The following is a 14,169-nucleotide window of genomic DNA, read 5'->3' on the forward strand; positions in this document are numbered from 1 at the left end:
TGTGTTTTTCGCTGTCCTTCCGAACGGCCCAAGCACGGATGAAAGCCATCCCATTCATACCTGGCAACTGGCAAAATCCAGCTGCGTGAACAAAAGGTCCCATTATGAAGTCTGATATCCACCCGAAGTACGAAGCTGTTGTTTTCAACGACCTGGCCTCCGGCACGAAGTTCCTGACCCGCTCCACCGTGTCTTCCTCGAAGACCATCGAGTGGGAAGACGGCAACACCTACCCGGTCATCGACGTCGAAATCTCCTCCGAGTCCCACCCGTTCTACACGGGCAAGCAGCGCATCATGGACTCCGCAGGCCGCGTCGAGCGCTTCAACGCTCGCTTCAAGGGCTTCGGCGGCAAGAAGTAATTCACTTCTCCCCAAGGTTCTTTGGAAAGCCCGCACCGGCAACGGCGCGGGCTTTTCGCGTTTGTGGGGCAGGATGGAAGGCATGACTGCCACGCCAAGTTCTGCAATCGAGGGGGCAGCCCGGGGGCTGCACGGCGAGTACAAGGTCCCGGGCGGCAAGCTCGTGGTGGTGGACCTCGACGTCGAGGACGGTGCCCTGGCGGATGTCTCCGTGAGCGGGGACTTCTTCCTCGAACCCGATGAGGCCCTGCTGGCCATCAACGCAGCACTTAGGGGACTGCCGGAAAGTTCGACGGCGGCCGACATCGCCGCCGCCGTTGGGGCCTCCCTGCCGGAGGACGCCGTCCTGTTCGGCTTCTCGGCCGACGCCGTGGCCGTCGCCGTGCGCAGGGCGCTGGCCAAGGCCACGGCATGGACGGACCACCACTGGAACATCATCGCGCCCACCGTGCTGCCCACGCACCTGAACGTGGCGCTGGACGAGGTGCTCACCGAGGAGGTCGGCGCCGGCCGCCGCCACCCCACCATCCGCTTCTGGGACTGGGAGGAACCGTCGGTGGTGATCGGCAGCTTCCAGTCCTACCGCAATGAGGTGCATCCCGACGGCGTGTCCCGGCACGGCATCACGGTGGTCCGCCGCATCAGCGGCGGGGGAGCGATGTTCATGGAGGCGGGCAACTGCATTACCTACTCGCTTTACCTGCCCCAGACCCTCGTGGACGGCATCAGCTTCGCCGACTCCTACGCCTTCCTGGACGCATGGGTCATGGCGGCGCTGAAGAAGCTCGGCATCGACGCCTTCTACGTCCCGCTCAACGACATCGCCACCAGCCAGGGCAAAATCGGCGGGGCGGCCCAGAAGCGGCTGGCCAACGGAGGCATGCTGCACCACGTGACCATGAGCTACGACATCGACGCCGACAAGATGGTGGAAGTACTCAGGATCGGCAAGGAAAAGCTCTCCGACAAGGGAACCACCAGCGCCAAGAAACGCGTGGACCCGCTGCGCCGCCAGACCGGCCTGGCCCGCGCCGAAATCGTGGCAGCCATGATGGAGGTCTTCGCGGAGCGCTACGGGGCCACGCCGTCGGAGATCACGGCCCGGGAACTGGAGACAGCCCGGGAACGCGTCGCATCAAAGTTCGGCGCGGAGGCCTGGCTGCACCGGGTGCCCTGAGACAGACAGTGCCTGTGCCGTCAGCGACCGGACCAGGTGGCTCCGTTGTTCGATGATGATCCTTCGCAGGGCACGCGGCGCGTCCGGGTGCTCGGAGAGCCAGCGGTCGGTGCGCGCCACCACCTGATGGTCCTCGGGAGTTCCGGCCGGGCCCAGGTCCCGGACCGCCGGGTAGAGCCCGCGCACAATCCGGCTGGCGATTTCGATGCTCCGCTCCGCCCACACAGTTTCCAGGCACTCGAAGTAGGGCTCCACAAACGGGTCCAGCAGCTCCTCTGACGCCGTGTTGAACCCGGCGATGGTGGCGCTGAGCAGCTCGTTGGACAGTTCCCTCCCGCGGACTGCGGCGTCCCAGGCCGCGGCCTTGACCGCCGCCTCGGGCCGCGCGGCCAGCGCCATGGCGTGGCCGGCCCGCCCGGAGGCTGTGGTGTCCCTGGCCAGTTCGGCGTCGAGCTCCTGCTCCGTTGCCTGGCCCCGCGCGGCCAGCGCGTGCCACAGGCTCCAGCGGAGTTCAGCGTCCACGGCCAGCCCCGGCACCCGCTCGCTGCCGTCCAGCAGGCCGCGCACGAGTCCGGCCATGCTGCCCTCGGTCCGGGTCACCGTGGCGAGTGTCCTGGCCCAGGCGAGCTGCTGGTCGGAGCCGGGTTCGGCCGCGTGCAGCTCCCGTGCCGCGCCCTCGGCAAAGGACTTCCGAAGGGCTTCGCGTTCCCCGGCCGGCACATACTGTTCAAGGGCCACGGTGGCGTTGCCCAGGATGTTCAGCAGGACACCGATTCCCGATTCGGCTGAGGCAACCCGGAGGACGGCGTCCACGTACTGCGAAGCCGGTGCAATACCATCCCGGGCTGAGTCCCACAGCGCGGACCAGCACAGCGCGCGGGCCATCGGATCGCTGATCCGGTCCAGCGAGGAACGGACGGTGGCCTCGGAGACGGGGTCGAGCCGGACCTTGGCGTAGCTCAGGTCCTCGTCATTGACCAGGAGCAGGGCCGGCCGGGCTTTCCCTGACAGGGCGCCGATGTCCGTGGTCTCCCCGGTCAGGTCCGTCTCCATAGAGTCAGTCCGGACCAGCATCCCGGCGGCGTCAAAGTTGTACAGGCCAATGCGCAGCCGGTGCGGGCGCGGCTCCTGCCGGCCGGTAACCGGATCGGCGGCATCCTGCAGCAGGGTGACGCGCTTGAGCACGGTCCCGCCAGCCTCCGCAAGCTCCACCTCCGCATGGAGCGTGGAGATGCCCGAGGTCTGGAGCCACTGCCTGGCCCATTCCGCGAGGTCGCGGCCGGACGCCGCGCTGAGGGCGCCGAGCAGGTCCGCCAGCGTCGTGTTGCCGTACTCGTGGTCCCGGAAGTACTGCCGCGAACCGGCGATGAAGGCATCGAAGCCCACGTAGGCCACGAGCTGTTTCAGGACTGAGGCGCCCTTGGCGTAGGTGATGCCGTCGAAGTTCTGCTTGGCCGCCTCGAGGTCCGGGATGTCGGCGACGATCGGGTGGGTGGTGGGCAGCTGGTCCTGGACATACGCCCAGGCCTTGCGCCTGTTCGCGAAGTTGACCCACGCGGTGTCCCAGTCCGTGGCGCGGTCCACGCCGAGGGTGCCCATGTAGTCCGCGAAGGATTCCTTCAGCCACAGGTCGTCCCACCACCGCATGGTGACGAGGTCCCCGAACCACATGTGGGCCATCTCGTGCAGCAGGGTGTTGGCGCGGCCCTGGTACTGGGAGTCGGCGGCCCGCGAGGTGAACACGTAGTTCTCGCTGAAGGTGACCAGGCCGGGGTTCTCCATGGCCCCGAGGTTGTATTCGGGCACGAATGCCTGGCTGTACTTGCCCCAGGGATACGGGTAGTCGAAGAGCCCGTTGAAGAATTCCAGGCCCTGCTTGGTGAGGCTGAACAGTTCGGCGGCGTCGAACGAGGGCGCCATGGAAGCCCGGCAGTAAAGGGCCAGCGGAACATCAAGGCGCGTCCCGCCGTCGCCCGTCCTGCTCCAGTGGTCCTCGGCCTTGAAGTAGGGGCCGGCCAGCACGGAAGTGATGTAGGTGGACATGGGCAGGGTGGGCTGGAAATCCCAGCGGGACGCCCCGGCGTCGTCCGCCAGCGGCAGGCGCGCCGCCTCGGCGCCGTTGGAGGCCACCTCCCAGCCTGCCGGTGCAGTGACGGAGAAGGTGAACCGGGCCTTGAGGTCGGGCTGTTCGAAGTTCGCGAACACCCGGCGGGCGTCAGCGGGTTCGTACTGGGTGTAGAGGTAGCACTGCCCGTCGGCCGGGTCGAAGAACCGGTGCATGCCTTCGCCCGAGCTGCTGTACAGGGCGGTTCCGGTCACCGTCACCCGGTTCTCCGCCTGCAGGTTGGCCAGCCGGATCCGTGCCCCGTCCACCACATCCGAAACCGCCAGCTGCACGCCGTTCAGGACCACGCTGTGCACGTCCGCGGCGATGAAGTCCAGGAAGGTGGACGCCCCGGGCTGCGACGCCGAGAACGCAACGGTGCTCCGGCTGGTGTATCCGGCAGTGTCCGGATCCGGTGCGCTGCGGACGTCGAGCGCGATGTCGTAGCTGTGGGTGGTGATCAGGGCGGAACGCTCTGCCGCTTCGCTGCGCTGGAGATTCTGATTCGGCACCCAGCTATTGAATCATGCGGGCTGGTACTGAGCGCGGGCTGGTGCCGGCGGGAAGCTATGGGACCATGAGGAGCGCGGCTGCCAGGCCGAGGACCGCGATCAGCAGCCATGCTGCGAGGGCCGCGAGCAGGGCCCGCGCCCCGGTGTGCAGCAGGGTGCGGATGCGCACCGCCGACCCGAGGCCGAAGAGGGCAGCGCCCAGCAGCACGTCCTGCAGGCCCGCCGCTGCCTCCAGCCAGCCCGCGGAGAGCCAGCCGCTGGAGCGGAGCGCCACCATCGCGATGAATCCGACGACGAACAGCGGGACCACCGGGGGCCTGCCCTCGGCTCGGCCGGCACGGCCCCCTGCCTGGCGGCGGTGCCGGATCCGCTGCTCTGCCCCGGCGATGGCCACTAGGGGAGCCAGCAGGATCACGCGGGTGAGCTTGACGACGACGGCGAGGGACAGTGCCGCCGGACCCGCGGTTTGCGCTGTGGCCACCACCTGTCCGACGTCGTGGACGGACGCGCCGGTCCACGCGCCGAAGGCCTCGGCGCTTAAGTGCAGGGGGTGAACCAGCAGCGGGAGCACGCCGATGGCCAGCGTTCCGCACAGCGTCACCAGCGCTACGGGCAGCACGGTGTTCCGGTGGCTGATCCGCCGCACGGCGGCCATCGCGCCGATCGCCGAGGCGCCGCAAATGGAGAACCCGGTGGCGATCAGCAGCGCAGTGTCGGCGGGGAGCCGGAACAGACGGGAAATTCCATAGGTTCCTGCGAAGCTGGCCACCACCACGCCCGCGATGAGCAGGAGGGCCAGCCAGCCCAGTCCCAGCACGTCCGAGAGGCTCACCTTCAGCCCCAACAGCACGATGCCGCCGCGCATCAGGTGCTTGCCGGCAAAGTCCAGCCCCGGCCGCGCCCGGCCGGCCGTCCACACCGCCGTAACGGGCAAATTGGCCGCCAGCAGGCCCAGCACCACGGCCAGCGTCATGGCCGGAAGCGCCGGAACAGTGCCATGGATTGCGAACGCGAAGGCCAGCGCCACCACCGCGGTCAGCAGGCCGGGCAGAATCCGGGTAAGGTTCTGATGCGTCATCCCGCGTAACTGCAGCAGCGGCGGCGGGAGTCGGAAGTCTGGCACCTCCCAACCTTGCCGGACCGTGACGCCAAAGACCAACCGGAAGTCCCGCCAACACGCCAGGGCGGGACGGGAAATGAATTCGCAACAAAAAGGTGGTTGGCTAATGACCATGTCTGACCTATTCCAGGATTACTCCGAGGCTGCCGGCCGCACCGGCGCCTACGACGAGATGTTTGCCGCCGGGCAAAAGGCGCGCCAGTCGTATGGCCAGGTTGCGGGCGCCCTGCGGCAGCTGTCCCTGGCAGATGTCAGCGCGCGGGCGGACTCGATGGCGAGGACGTTCCTGGACCGCGGCGTGACCTTCGACTTCGCGGGGGAGGAGCGGCCGTTTCCGCTGGACATCGTCCCGCGCGTCATTCCCGCCAGCGAGTGGGACGTGCTGGAGCGCGGCGTCGCGCAGCGGGTGCGCGCCCTGGAGGCGTTCCTGAACGACGTCTACGACAAGATGACCGTGGTGTCCGACGGCGTGATCCCGCGCCAGCTGATCACCACCAGCGCGCATTTCCACCGCGCCGTGCACGGCTTCGAACCTGCCGGCGGCGTGCGGGTGCACATCTCCGGCATCGACGTGGTCCGGGACGCCGCGGGAACGTTCCGGGTCCTGGAGGACAACGTCCGTGTGCCGTCCGGCGTGAGCTACGTGCTGGAGAACCGCCGGGCCATGGCAAAGGGCCTGCCCGAGGCGTTCGGCCAGCAGCCCATCCGGCCGGTGGAGGAATACCCGCGGCGGCTGCTGTCCGCCCTGCGCAAGACGGCGCCGTCGGGCGTGGACGACCCCACCGTGGTGGTGCTGACCCCCGGCGTCTTCAACAGCGCCTACTTCGAGCACACCCTGCTGGCAGGCCTGATGGGCGTGGAGCTCGTGGAAGGCCGCGACCTCATCTGCCGCGGGAACCGCGTGTATATGCGCACCACCGCGGGCGAGCAGCGCGTGGACGTCATCTACAAGCGCATCGACGACGACTTCCTCGACCCCCTGCAGTTCCGTTCCGACTCCATGCTCGGCTGCCCTGGGCTGGTCAATGCCGCCCGCGCCGGCGGCGTCACCATCGCGAACGCGGTGGGCAACGGTGTGGCGGACGACAAGCTCGTCTACAGCTACGTTCCGGACCTGATCCGTTACTACCTTGGCGAGGAACCGGTGATCGCCAACGTGGACACCTTCCGGCTGGAGGAGAAGGACGCCCGTGAGCACGTCCTGGACCGGCTGGACGAACTCGTGGTCAAGCCTGTGGACGGCTCCGGCGGCAAGGGCCTGGTGATCGGCCCGGACGCGTCCAAGGAGGAGCTCGACGCGCTGCGCAAGCGCATCATTGCCGATCCGCGCGGCTGGATCGCGCAGCCGGTGCTGCAGCTCTCCACCGTGCCCACGCTCAGCGGGGACAAGTTCGGTCCCCGGCACGTTGACCTCCGGCCGTTCGCGGTCAACGACGGCGACGACGTCTGGGTGCTGCCCGGCGGGCTCACCCGCGTTGCCCTGAAGGAAGGGTCGCTGATCGTGAATTCGAGCCAGGGCGGCGGGTCGAAGGACACCTGGGTGCTGGCCGGTTCGCCGCAGGTGCCGGTGGAGCGGGTGCCACGGCAGTCCGTCACCGTCCGCGAGCGGGTCTCCGTGTGGCCGGTCGAGAGCAACTGGCGCGACCGGCAGTCGGAACAGCAGCAGCAGCAGCAGATTTCTGATCCGCAGGAGGTAACCGAGAATGCTTAGCCGAATTGCCGAGTCCCTGTTTTGGATCGGCCGCTACGTTGAGCGGGCCGACGGCACGGCCCGCATCCTTGACGTCCACCTGGAGCGCCTGAACCATCTGCCCACGGAGGAGCGGCGCAGCGTTGCCCGTGAACTGCTGGGCGTCATGGGTGCGCGCCCGCAGAGCGAGGACTTCGGGCTGGAGGAACTGCTCCACGCCCTCGCCTATGACAAGCACAGCGCCACGTCCATTGCGGGGTCGCTCGGTGCTGCCCGCGAAAACGCCCGGCGCGCCCGCGAGACGGTCTCCTCCGGCCTCTGGGAAAGCCTGAACACCACCTATTACGGGCTGAACCAGCACCGCAAGGACGTGGTGGGCACCTACCGCTTCTGTCACTGGGTGCTCGAGCGCACAGCCATGGTCAGCGGCCTGGCCGACACCACCGTCAGCCACGACGACAGCTGGCTCTTCCTGGCACTGGGGCGTTCGCTGGAGCGGGCCGACATGACCGCCCGGATGCTTTCCACCCGGGATGTCCTCTCCGCAGGCATGTCCTGGGTGAACATGCTCCGCTGCGCGGGCGCCTATGAGTCCTTCCTGCGCACCCGCCGGGCGGCGTTCGGCGACCAGCACGCGGCAGAGTTCCTCCTGCTGGACCGGCTGTTTCCGCGCTCCATCGTCTACGCGCTGCGCGACGCCGACGATTGCCTTGCCAAGCTGGATCCGACGGCGCAGCGCGTGGGCTTCATCAACGATGCCCGCCGGATCGTGGGCCAGGCGCGCACCTTCCTGGAGTTCCACCGCACGGACGACCTCATGTCCGAGCTTCCGGAGCACATGGAGCGCGTCCAGAAGGCCGTTGCCCAGGCGTCGGACGCCATTTCCCGTAAGTACTTCAATCAGGCGGATGAACTGGCCTGGGTGGGAGAAGTTTCATGACCCGGCTGAGCATCGTCCACAGGACCGGCTACAAGTACAAGCGGCGCGTGACGCTCTCCTACAACGAGGCCCGCATGACGCCGCTGACGGACCCCCAGCAGGTGGTGCTGGAGTCCTCCATGAAGGTCACGCCGTCGCAGGCGGCCGTCAGCAGCTACCGCGACTACTGGGGCACCAGGGTCACCGCGTTCGACATGCAAATGCCGCACGAGAGCCTGGAAGTGCTCTCCACCACCACGGTGGAGGTCCACCGTGCCGTACGCGTTCCCTCCGAGACCGACATTGTGGGCTGGGACGACCTCGCCTCGCCGGAGACACTCAACCAGTTCAGCGACTGGGTGCCGCAGTCCCAGCTGACCGGCCCGGGGGAGGAAGTCCTTGGCCTTCTCCCCGGCGTGGTCGAGGGCAAGAACCCGCACGAGGCGGCGATGGCCATCTTCGCTTGGCTGCGCGGCGAAATGACCTACATGAAGGGCACCACCGGCGTGACCACCAACGCGGAGGAGGCCTGGACCCAGCGCCAGGGCGTGTGCCAGGACCTGGCCCACCTCGCCATTGGTTCCCTGCGCAGCTGCGGCATCCCGGCCCGGTACGTGTCCGGTTACCTGCACCCAAGGTCGACGGCGGACATCGGCGAGACGGTGGCCGGCCAGTCCCACGCGTGGCTGGAATGGTGGGATGGGGAATGGCGCAGCTGGGATCCGACCAACCACAAGCCGGCCGGCGACTTCCATGTGACGGTGGCCCGCGGCCGCGACTACCGCGACGTGCCGCCACTGAAGGGTATCCTGTCCGGCGGCGGGGGATCCAACCTGAGCGTCAGCGTGGAGATTACCCGCCTGGCGTAGCTGTACCGCGCGGCTCCAGCTGTACTCCCGGGCTACAGCCGCCACCGGCCGTCACTCCGGCGAGGACTTCACTGCGCCGCTGAGCTGGGTCCACCACGTCACCGGCGGGGTGACCTTGAACCGCCTGCCGGTGACCGTGTCCGGCGTGATCCGGACGAAGTGGTCCTTCTGCCCTGCCTGCCACGGGAACAGGAACAGGGACGCGGAATCCAGGATCTCCTCGGTGCCCTTGAGGGCTGCCGCCCTGCCCTTGACCACCACGCTCCAGGCCATTCCGGTATCGGCATCCACGCCGTCGGCTTCCAGTGCCACGGGCGCCTCCCCGAGGGCGCCGCCCAGTTTGGTGCCTTCGGCGGTGCGGAACACCAGGGTGCCGTGGTCAACCGTGTAGTTCAGCGGAAACATGTCCGGATGGTCATCGACCCAGACGGCCAGCCGGCCCACGGAGACCTGCCGGAGCAGGCCCCAACACTGGCCGGAATCGAGGTGCTCGACGGAGTGTTGGGAAGCGTCGGTGGGCTGCACGTTGGTCATGGACCAGAGCCTACGCCGGCAGGTTCCGGGCTGCCAGAGCGCACGATGAGCCGGTCTGCCGGGCCAGGTCAGGGGAGCCCGCGGTCAGGACGGCCCGCTACTCGAACGATGCCCTGCGCTGGTCCTCGAGCCGGGTGCTCCAGATGTGCGGAGCAGCAACCCGGAAGCGGCGGCCGGTCAGCACCTGGGGTGACAGGCGGACGTAGTGGGACTTCTCGCCGGGTTCCCAGGGCTCCAGCCCCAGCGCGTCCGCCGCAGCCTGCTCCGTATCGCTGTCCACGACTGCGGTGGTGCCGCGTGCCATGACGCTCCAGGCTTCCTGGCTGTCCGCATCGTAGCCGTCGATCTCGAAAGCGGCGGCGGATTCCCTGGCCGTTTCCCAGTACTTGGTCCCACTGGCCGTACGGAACACGATGCTGCGGCGTTCGGTGACGAAATTGACGGGAAATATCTCCGGATGCCCGTCCACCACAATTGCGAGCCGGCCAACCACTGCAGCGGCGAGCAGGTCCCAGCACTGGTCGAAGGTGAGCCTGCTGTCCTCGGGTGCACTGTTCATGAACCCATGCTACGAAACCGCAACGGCAGCCGCGAGGCACCACGCGAGGACCGGCGCGGCCCAGGCAGGGGTCACCAGGGGCTGGGCTTGTAGTCCTTCAGGAACACCCCGTACCGGTCTTCACCCTCTTCGCCCCTGACGATGGGGTCGTAGACCCGGGCCGCGCCGTCCACCAGGTCCAGGGGCGCGTGGAAGCCTTCCTCCATCAGCCGGACCTTGGTGTAGTGCGGCCGTTCGTCGGTAATCCAGCCGGTGTCGACGGCGGTCATGAGGATCCCGTCGGTCTCCAGCATTTCCTGGGCGCTGGTCCGGGTCATCATGTTCAGCGCCGCCTTGGCCATGTTGGTGTGCGGGTGCCCGGGACCCTTGTAGGCCCGCGAGAACTGGCCCTCCATGGCGGTGACGTTGACGATGTACTTGCGCCGTGCGGTGGAGCGCTTCATGGCGTCGCGTAGCCGGCTGACCAGCAGGAAGGGCGCAGTGACGTTGCACAGCTGCACCTCGAGCATCTCCAGCGGGTCCACCTCGTCCACCACCTGGGTCCAGCTGTTGATGGTGGCGAGGTCCGGGACCAGGCCGCCGGCGTCGATGGCTGTGCCGGCCGCGATCCGCTCCAGCGACGCCGAGCCGGTGGACAGGGCCAGGGACGTCACGGCATCGCCGGCCAGGACCGGGTGTTCGGTGACACTGCTGGCAATGGCGAGCGGGTGCTTGTCGTGGGCGTGGCCAAAAGTGACCAGCTCCGGGCCTCCGTTGGCGGCCTCCAGGGCTGCAGGGAGCGGCTCATCCTCGGCGTCCACCAACGGCTTGTAGGCGTTGCCGGAACGGCGGACCGTCTGGGCGGCGTTGTTGATGATGATGTCCAGCGGCCCGGCGGCGTTGAGGTCATCGGTGAGGGCCATGACCTGCGACGGGTCGCGGAGGTCAATGCCAACGATCTTCAGGCGGTGCAGCCATTCCCCGCTGTCCTCCATGGCGGCGAAGCGGCGCGCGGCGTCCTTGGGGAAACGCGTGGTGATGGTGGTGTGCGCGCCGTCGCGCAGCAGCCGCAGGGCGATGTACATGCCGATCTTGGCCCGGCCGCCGGTGAGGAGGGCGCGCCGGCCGGTGAGGTCGGTGCGGGCATCGCGCTTGGAGTGGCTGAAGGCCGCGCACTCGGGGCACAGCTGGTGGTAGAAGGCGTCCACCTGTGTGTAGTGCTGCTTGCAGATGTAGCAGGGCCGGGACCTGATGAGGTGGCCGGCAATCTTGCCCGTGGCGGATGGTGCGAGTTTGTTGCCGCGCGTCTCGTCGTCGATCCGGTCGGGCGCGGCAGTGGCAGTCTGGGCCAGCACGGCGCGGTCCGCTTCGGCGATCAGGTCGCGCTTGGTGACGCGGCGGTGCCGCTTGACGGCCTTGAACATTTTGCCGGTGGCGCGGCGCACCGAGACGTAGTCGGGGTGTTCCTCGTCGTAGACGTGGATGGTGTTCAAAACCTTGAGGCAGGCCTGAATCTCTTCAGGCGTCAGATCGGCGGAGCTCATTGGTCTGATTTTACAGCCTGTGGAGCGTCAGGCCTGCCTCCGGAAATTACCGGAACCCTCCAGGAACTGTGGGGTCAGGAACGGACGGACTGCTGCGACGGGGAGTCAGCGCCGACGGCAGCCGCCTGGACCTTGCCCACCTGCTCCACAGAGCTGCGGACCTCGGGCAGGTGCTCGGTGGCGGCCTTGATGGCGTCCGGCACGAGGTGCAGGTTGGCGGCGGACAGCGCGCGTTCTGCCTCGTCCGGCTCGGGAACGGGCTGGAACTTGGAAAGCACTGTGATGCCGGAGTCCGTCACCTTGAAACCTCGGGCGCGGTCCAGCTCCGGGTCCAGGCCGATGGCGGCACCTGCGGGAACCTTGACGTTCTTGTCAATGATGGCCCGGCGCACCACGGCGCCTTTGCCGATGTGGACCTTGTCCATGAGCACCGAGTCGATGACCCGGCTGCCCGAACCGACGTAGACGTCGTTGGAGAGCACCGAGCCCTCCACGATGCCGCCGGAGATGACCACGCCGCTGGCCACGATGGAATCCAGTGCGGTTCCCACCGTGTTGTTGTCACCGCGGACGAACTTGGCAGGCGGGGAGATGCTCTGGCGGGTGTAAATGGGCCATTCGGAGTTGTACAGGTTGAACACCGGCAGCGGCGAGATCAGGTCCGTGTGCGCCTCGTAGAAGGAGTCGATGGTACCTACGTCGCGCCAGTACGTCCGGTCCCGCTCGGTGGAGCCGGGGATGTCGTTGAGGGTGAAGTCATAGACGCCTGCCTGCCCCTGGTTGACGAAGTAGGGGATGATGTCCCCGCCCATGTCGTGCTTGGTATCGAGGCGTTCGGCGTCCACGTGGAGCGCGTCCACCAGGGCGTCGGCGTCGAAGACGTAGTTGCCCATGGAGGCCAGGAACTGGGTCGGGTCCGCTGCGAGACCCGGGGTGGAGGCGGGCTTCTCCACGAACGCCGCGATCTTCTGGGGGTCTTCGGAATCCACCTCGATGACGCCGAACTGGTTGGCCATGTTCAGCGGCTGGCGGACGGCGGCGACGGTGGCCTTGGCGCCGCTCTTGACGTGCTGTTCGACCATCTGGGAGAAGTCCATGCGGTACACGTGGTCGGCGCCCACCACGACGACGATGTCGGGGTTGGCATCGTGGATCAGGTTCAAGGACTGGTAGATCGCGTTGGCGCTGCCCAGGAACCAGCTCTTGCCCACGCGCTGCTGGGCCGGAACGGAAGCGACGTAGTTGCCGAGCTGGGTTGACATGCGCCAGGTCTCGGAAATGTGGCGGTCAAGGCTGTGGGACTTGTACTGCGTCAGCACCACGATCTGCAGGTAGCGGGAGTTGACGAGGTTGGACAGCGCGAAATCGATAAGCCGGTAACTGCCGGCAAAGGGCACGGCAGGTTTGGCCCTGTCTGCCGTCAGCGGCATCAGTCGGTTGCCCTCGCCTCCTGCGAGGACAATGGCGAGGACTTTCTTTGTTGACGGCATGATCGCTCCTGTACGCCTTCGTATCTCCCCAAAAAATCCGGTTTGTCCGGACTTTCTTCACACTAGAACAGTTCCACCGTAACGACTACCTTGGGTAACGTGCGAATAGACATTGTGACTAAAGAATTCCCGCCGGAAATCTATGGCGGCGCGGGTGTCCACGTTGCCGAGCTGAGCCGGGTCCTGGCCAAGCATGTCGACCTCCAGGTGCGTGCCTTTGGTGCGCCCCGGGATGCCGACTACCATGGCGCGTCAGTGACCTCCTACTCGGTGCCGGAGGACCTCGGGGCCGCCAACGCCGCCGTACAGACCCTCGGCGTGGACCTGCGCATCGTCCCCGACGTTGCGGGCGCGGACCTGGTGCATTCGCACACGTGGTACGCCAACATGGCGGGCCACCTGGCGTCCTTGCTGCACGGCATCCCGCACGTCCTCAGCGCCCACAGCCTGGAGCCGCTGCGCCCCTGGAAGGCGGAGCAGCTGGGTGGCGGCTACGCCCTGTCCTCGTGGGTGGAGAAGACCGCCTATGAAGCAGCCGCGGCCATCATCGCTGTGTCCGAGGGCATGCGCCAGGACATCCTTCGCAGCTATCCGGAGGTCGACCCCGCCAAGGTCAAGGTGGTGCACAACGGGATCGACGTGAGCCTGTGGAACCGCGACGAGAACGACGACGTCATCCGCACCCTGGGGATCGACCCCTCCCGCCCGAGCGTGGTGTTTGTTGGGCGCAACACCCGGCAGAAGGGCGTCCCGTACCTGCTCCGGGCCGCCGCCAAGCTCCCGGCGGACGTGCAGCTGGTCCTCTGCCTGGGTGCGGCGGACACGCCGGAACTCGCAGCCGAGACCGCCCGGCTGATCGAGGAGCTGCAGAGCCAGCGCAGCGGCGTTGTGCTGATCGAGCGCATGCTTCCCCGCAATGAGCTGATCCAGGTCCTGAGCCACGCCACCGCTTTCGCCTGCCCCTCCATCTACGAGCCGCTCGGCATCGTGAACCTCGAAGCGATGGCATGCGGCGCCGCCGTCGTGGCCAGCGCAACCGGCGGCATCCCCGAGGTGGTCAGCCATGGCGAGACCGGCCTGCTCGTGGAACTCGAACAGGTGACGGACGGAACCGGCACTCCGCTGGATCCGGAGAAGTTCGTCAGCGAGTTTGCCGCGGCCCTCACCGAGGTTGTGTCGGACCCCGAGCGTGCCCGCGCGATGGGCCAGGCCGGCCGCAAGCGCGCCGAGGAACACTTCTCCTGGGAGTCGATCACCCAGACCACACTCGACGTCTACCGTTCCGTCCTCAGCTAGCGTCACGTAACAAA

The 14,169-nt window shown here is 67.4% G+C and carries 12 protein-coding genes; 6 read left to right on the top strand and 6 right to left on the bottom strand.

From position 1 onward, the window contains the following. The first annotated feature begins 104 nt into the window (after positions 1-104). Complete coding sequence (locus tag ACFRAH_RS15525) at positions 105-362, top strand: type B 50S ribosomal protein L31 (RefSeq protein ID WP_003802336.1); 258 nt, start codon at positions 105-107, stop codon at positions 360-362. A gap of 82 nt (positions 363-444) precedes the next feature. Continuing rightward, the gene (locus tag ACFRAH_RS15530) at positions 445-1,539 is read left to right on the top strand and encodes a biotin/lipoate A/B protein ligase family protein (RefSeq protein WP_377991802.1); all 1,095 of its coding nucleotides are present in this window, start codon (positions 445-447) and stop codon (positions 1,537-1,539) included. Here the strand turns inward: ACFRAH_RS15530 and pepN are convergent. Continuing rightward, positions 1,498-4,155: an aminopeptidase N gene (gene pepN / locus ACFRAH_RS15535; RefSeq protein ID WP_377991803.1), complete on the bottom strand. Its 2,658-nt coding sequence runs from the start codon at positions 4,153-4,155 to the stop codon at positions 1,498-1,500. The genes ACFRAH_RS15530 and pepN overlap by 42 nt on opposite strands. A 55-nt stretch (positions 4,156-4,210) precedes the next feature. Continuing rightward, the gene (locus tag ACFRAH_RS15540; RefSeq protein ID WP_377991804.1) at positions 4,211-5,233 is read right to left on the bottom strand and encodes a YeiH family protein; all 1,023 of its coding nucleotides are present in this window, start codon (positions 5,231-5,233) and stop codon (positions 4,211-4,213) included. Between the two features lie 154 nt (positions 5,234-5,387). Between ACFRAH_RS15540 and ACFRAH_RS15545 the strand changes: the two genes are divergently transcribed. From ACFRAH_RS15545 to ACFRAH_RS15555, 3 genes are read left to right on the top strand one after another with little or no spacing between them, the layout of a single operon-like run. Then, complete coding sequence (locus ACFRAH_RS15545; protein ID WP_377991805.1) at positions 5,388-6,986, top strand: circularly permuted type 2 ATP-grasp protein; 1,599 nt, start codon at positions 5,388-5,390, stop codon at positions 6,984-6,986. After that, a complete protein-coding gene (locus ACFRAH_RS15550; protein WP_076803004.1) occupies positions 6,979-7,905 on the top strand; it encodes an alpha-E domain-containing protein in 927 nt (308 codons plus the stop codon). The genes ACFRAH_RS15545 and ACFRAH_RS15550 overlap by 8 nt, the downstream gene beginning before the upstream one ends. Further along, positions 7,902-8,753 (top strand): transglutaminase N-terminal domain-containing protein, encoded by an 852-nt coding sequence (locus tag ACFRAH_RS15555; protein ID WP_377991806.1) that lies wholly within the window; start codon positions 7,902-7,904, stop codon positions 8,751-8,753. Before ACFRAH_RS15550 ends, ACFRAH_RS15555 begins: the two co-directional genes overlap by 4 nt. A 51-nt stretch (positions 8,754-8,804) precedes the next feature. Here the strand turns inward: ACFRAH_RS15555 and ACFRAH_RS15560 are convergent, their stop codons facing one another. The 4 genes from ACFRAH_RS15560 to glgC all read right to left on the bottom strand — a co-directional run bounded on the left by ACFRAH_RS15560 (position 8,805) and on the right by glgC (position 12,859). Continuing rightward, complete coding sequence (locus tag ACFRAH_RS15560) at positions 8,805-9,287, bottom strand: pyridoxamine 5'-phosphate oxidase family protein (protein ID WP_377991807.1); 483 nt, start codon at positions 9,285-9,287, stop codon at positions 8,805-8,807. Between the two features lie 97 nt (positions 9,288-9,384). After that, entirely contained in the window at positions 9,385-9,846 is a 462-nt protein-coding gene (locus ACFRAH_RS15565) for a pyridoxamine 5'-phosphate oxidase family protein (protein WP_377991808.1), read from the bottom strand. 71 nt (positions 9,847-9,917) lie between these two features. Beyond that, positions 9,918-11,369, bottom strand: a complete 1,452-nt coding sequence (locus ACFRAH_RS15570) for an SDR family NAD(P)-dependent oxidoreductase (protein ID WP_377991809.1) — start codon at positions 11,367-11,369, stop codon at positions 9,918-9,920. Positions 11,370-11,443: 74 nt separating this feature from the next. Next, positions 11,444-12,859, bottom strand: a complete 1,416-nt coding sequence (glgC, locus tag ACFRAH_RS15575) for a glucose-1-phosphate adenylyltransferase (protein WP_377991810.1) — start codon at positions 12,857-12,859, stop codon at positions 11,444-11,446. Positions 12,860-12,958: 99 nt separating this feature from the next. Between glgC and glgA the strand changes: the two genes are divergently transcribed. Continuing rightward, the gene (gene glgA, locus ACFRAH_RS15580) at positions 12,959-14,155 is read left to right on the top strand and encodes a glycogen synthase (RefSeq protein WP_377991811.1); all 1,197 of its coding nucleotides are present in this window, start codon (positions 12,959-12,961) and stop codon (positions 14,153-14,155) included. Positions 14,156-14,169 lie beyond the last annotated feature (14 nt).

The organism is Arthrobacter sp. NPDC056727, from assembly GCF_042790555.1.
In the GTDB taxonomy this organism is placed as follows: domain Bacteria; phylum Actinomycetota; class Actinomycetes; order Actinomycetales; family Micrococcaceae; genus Arthrobacter.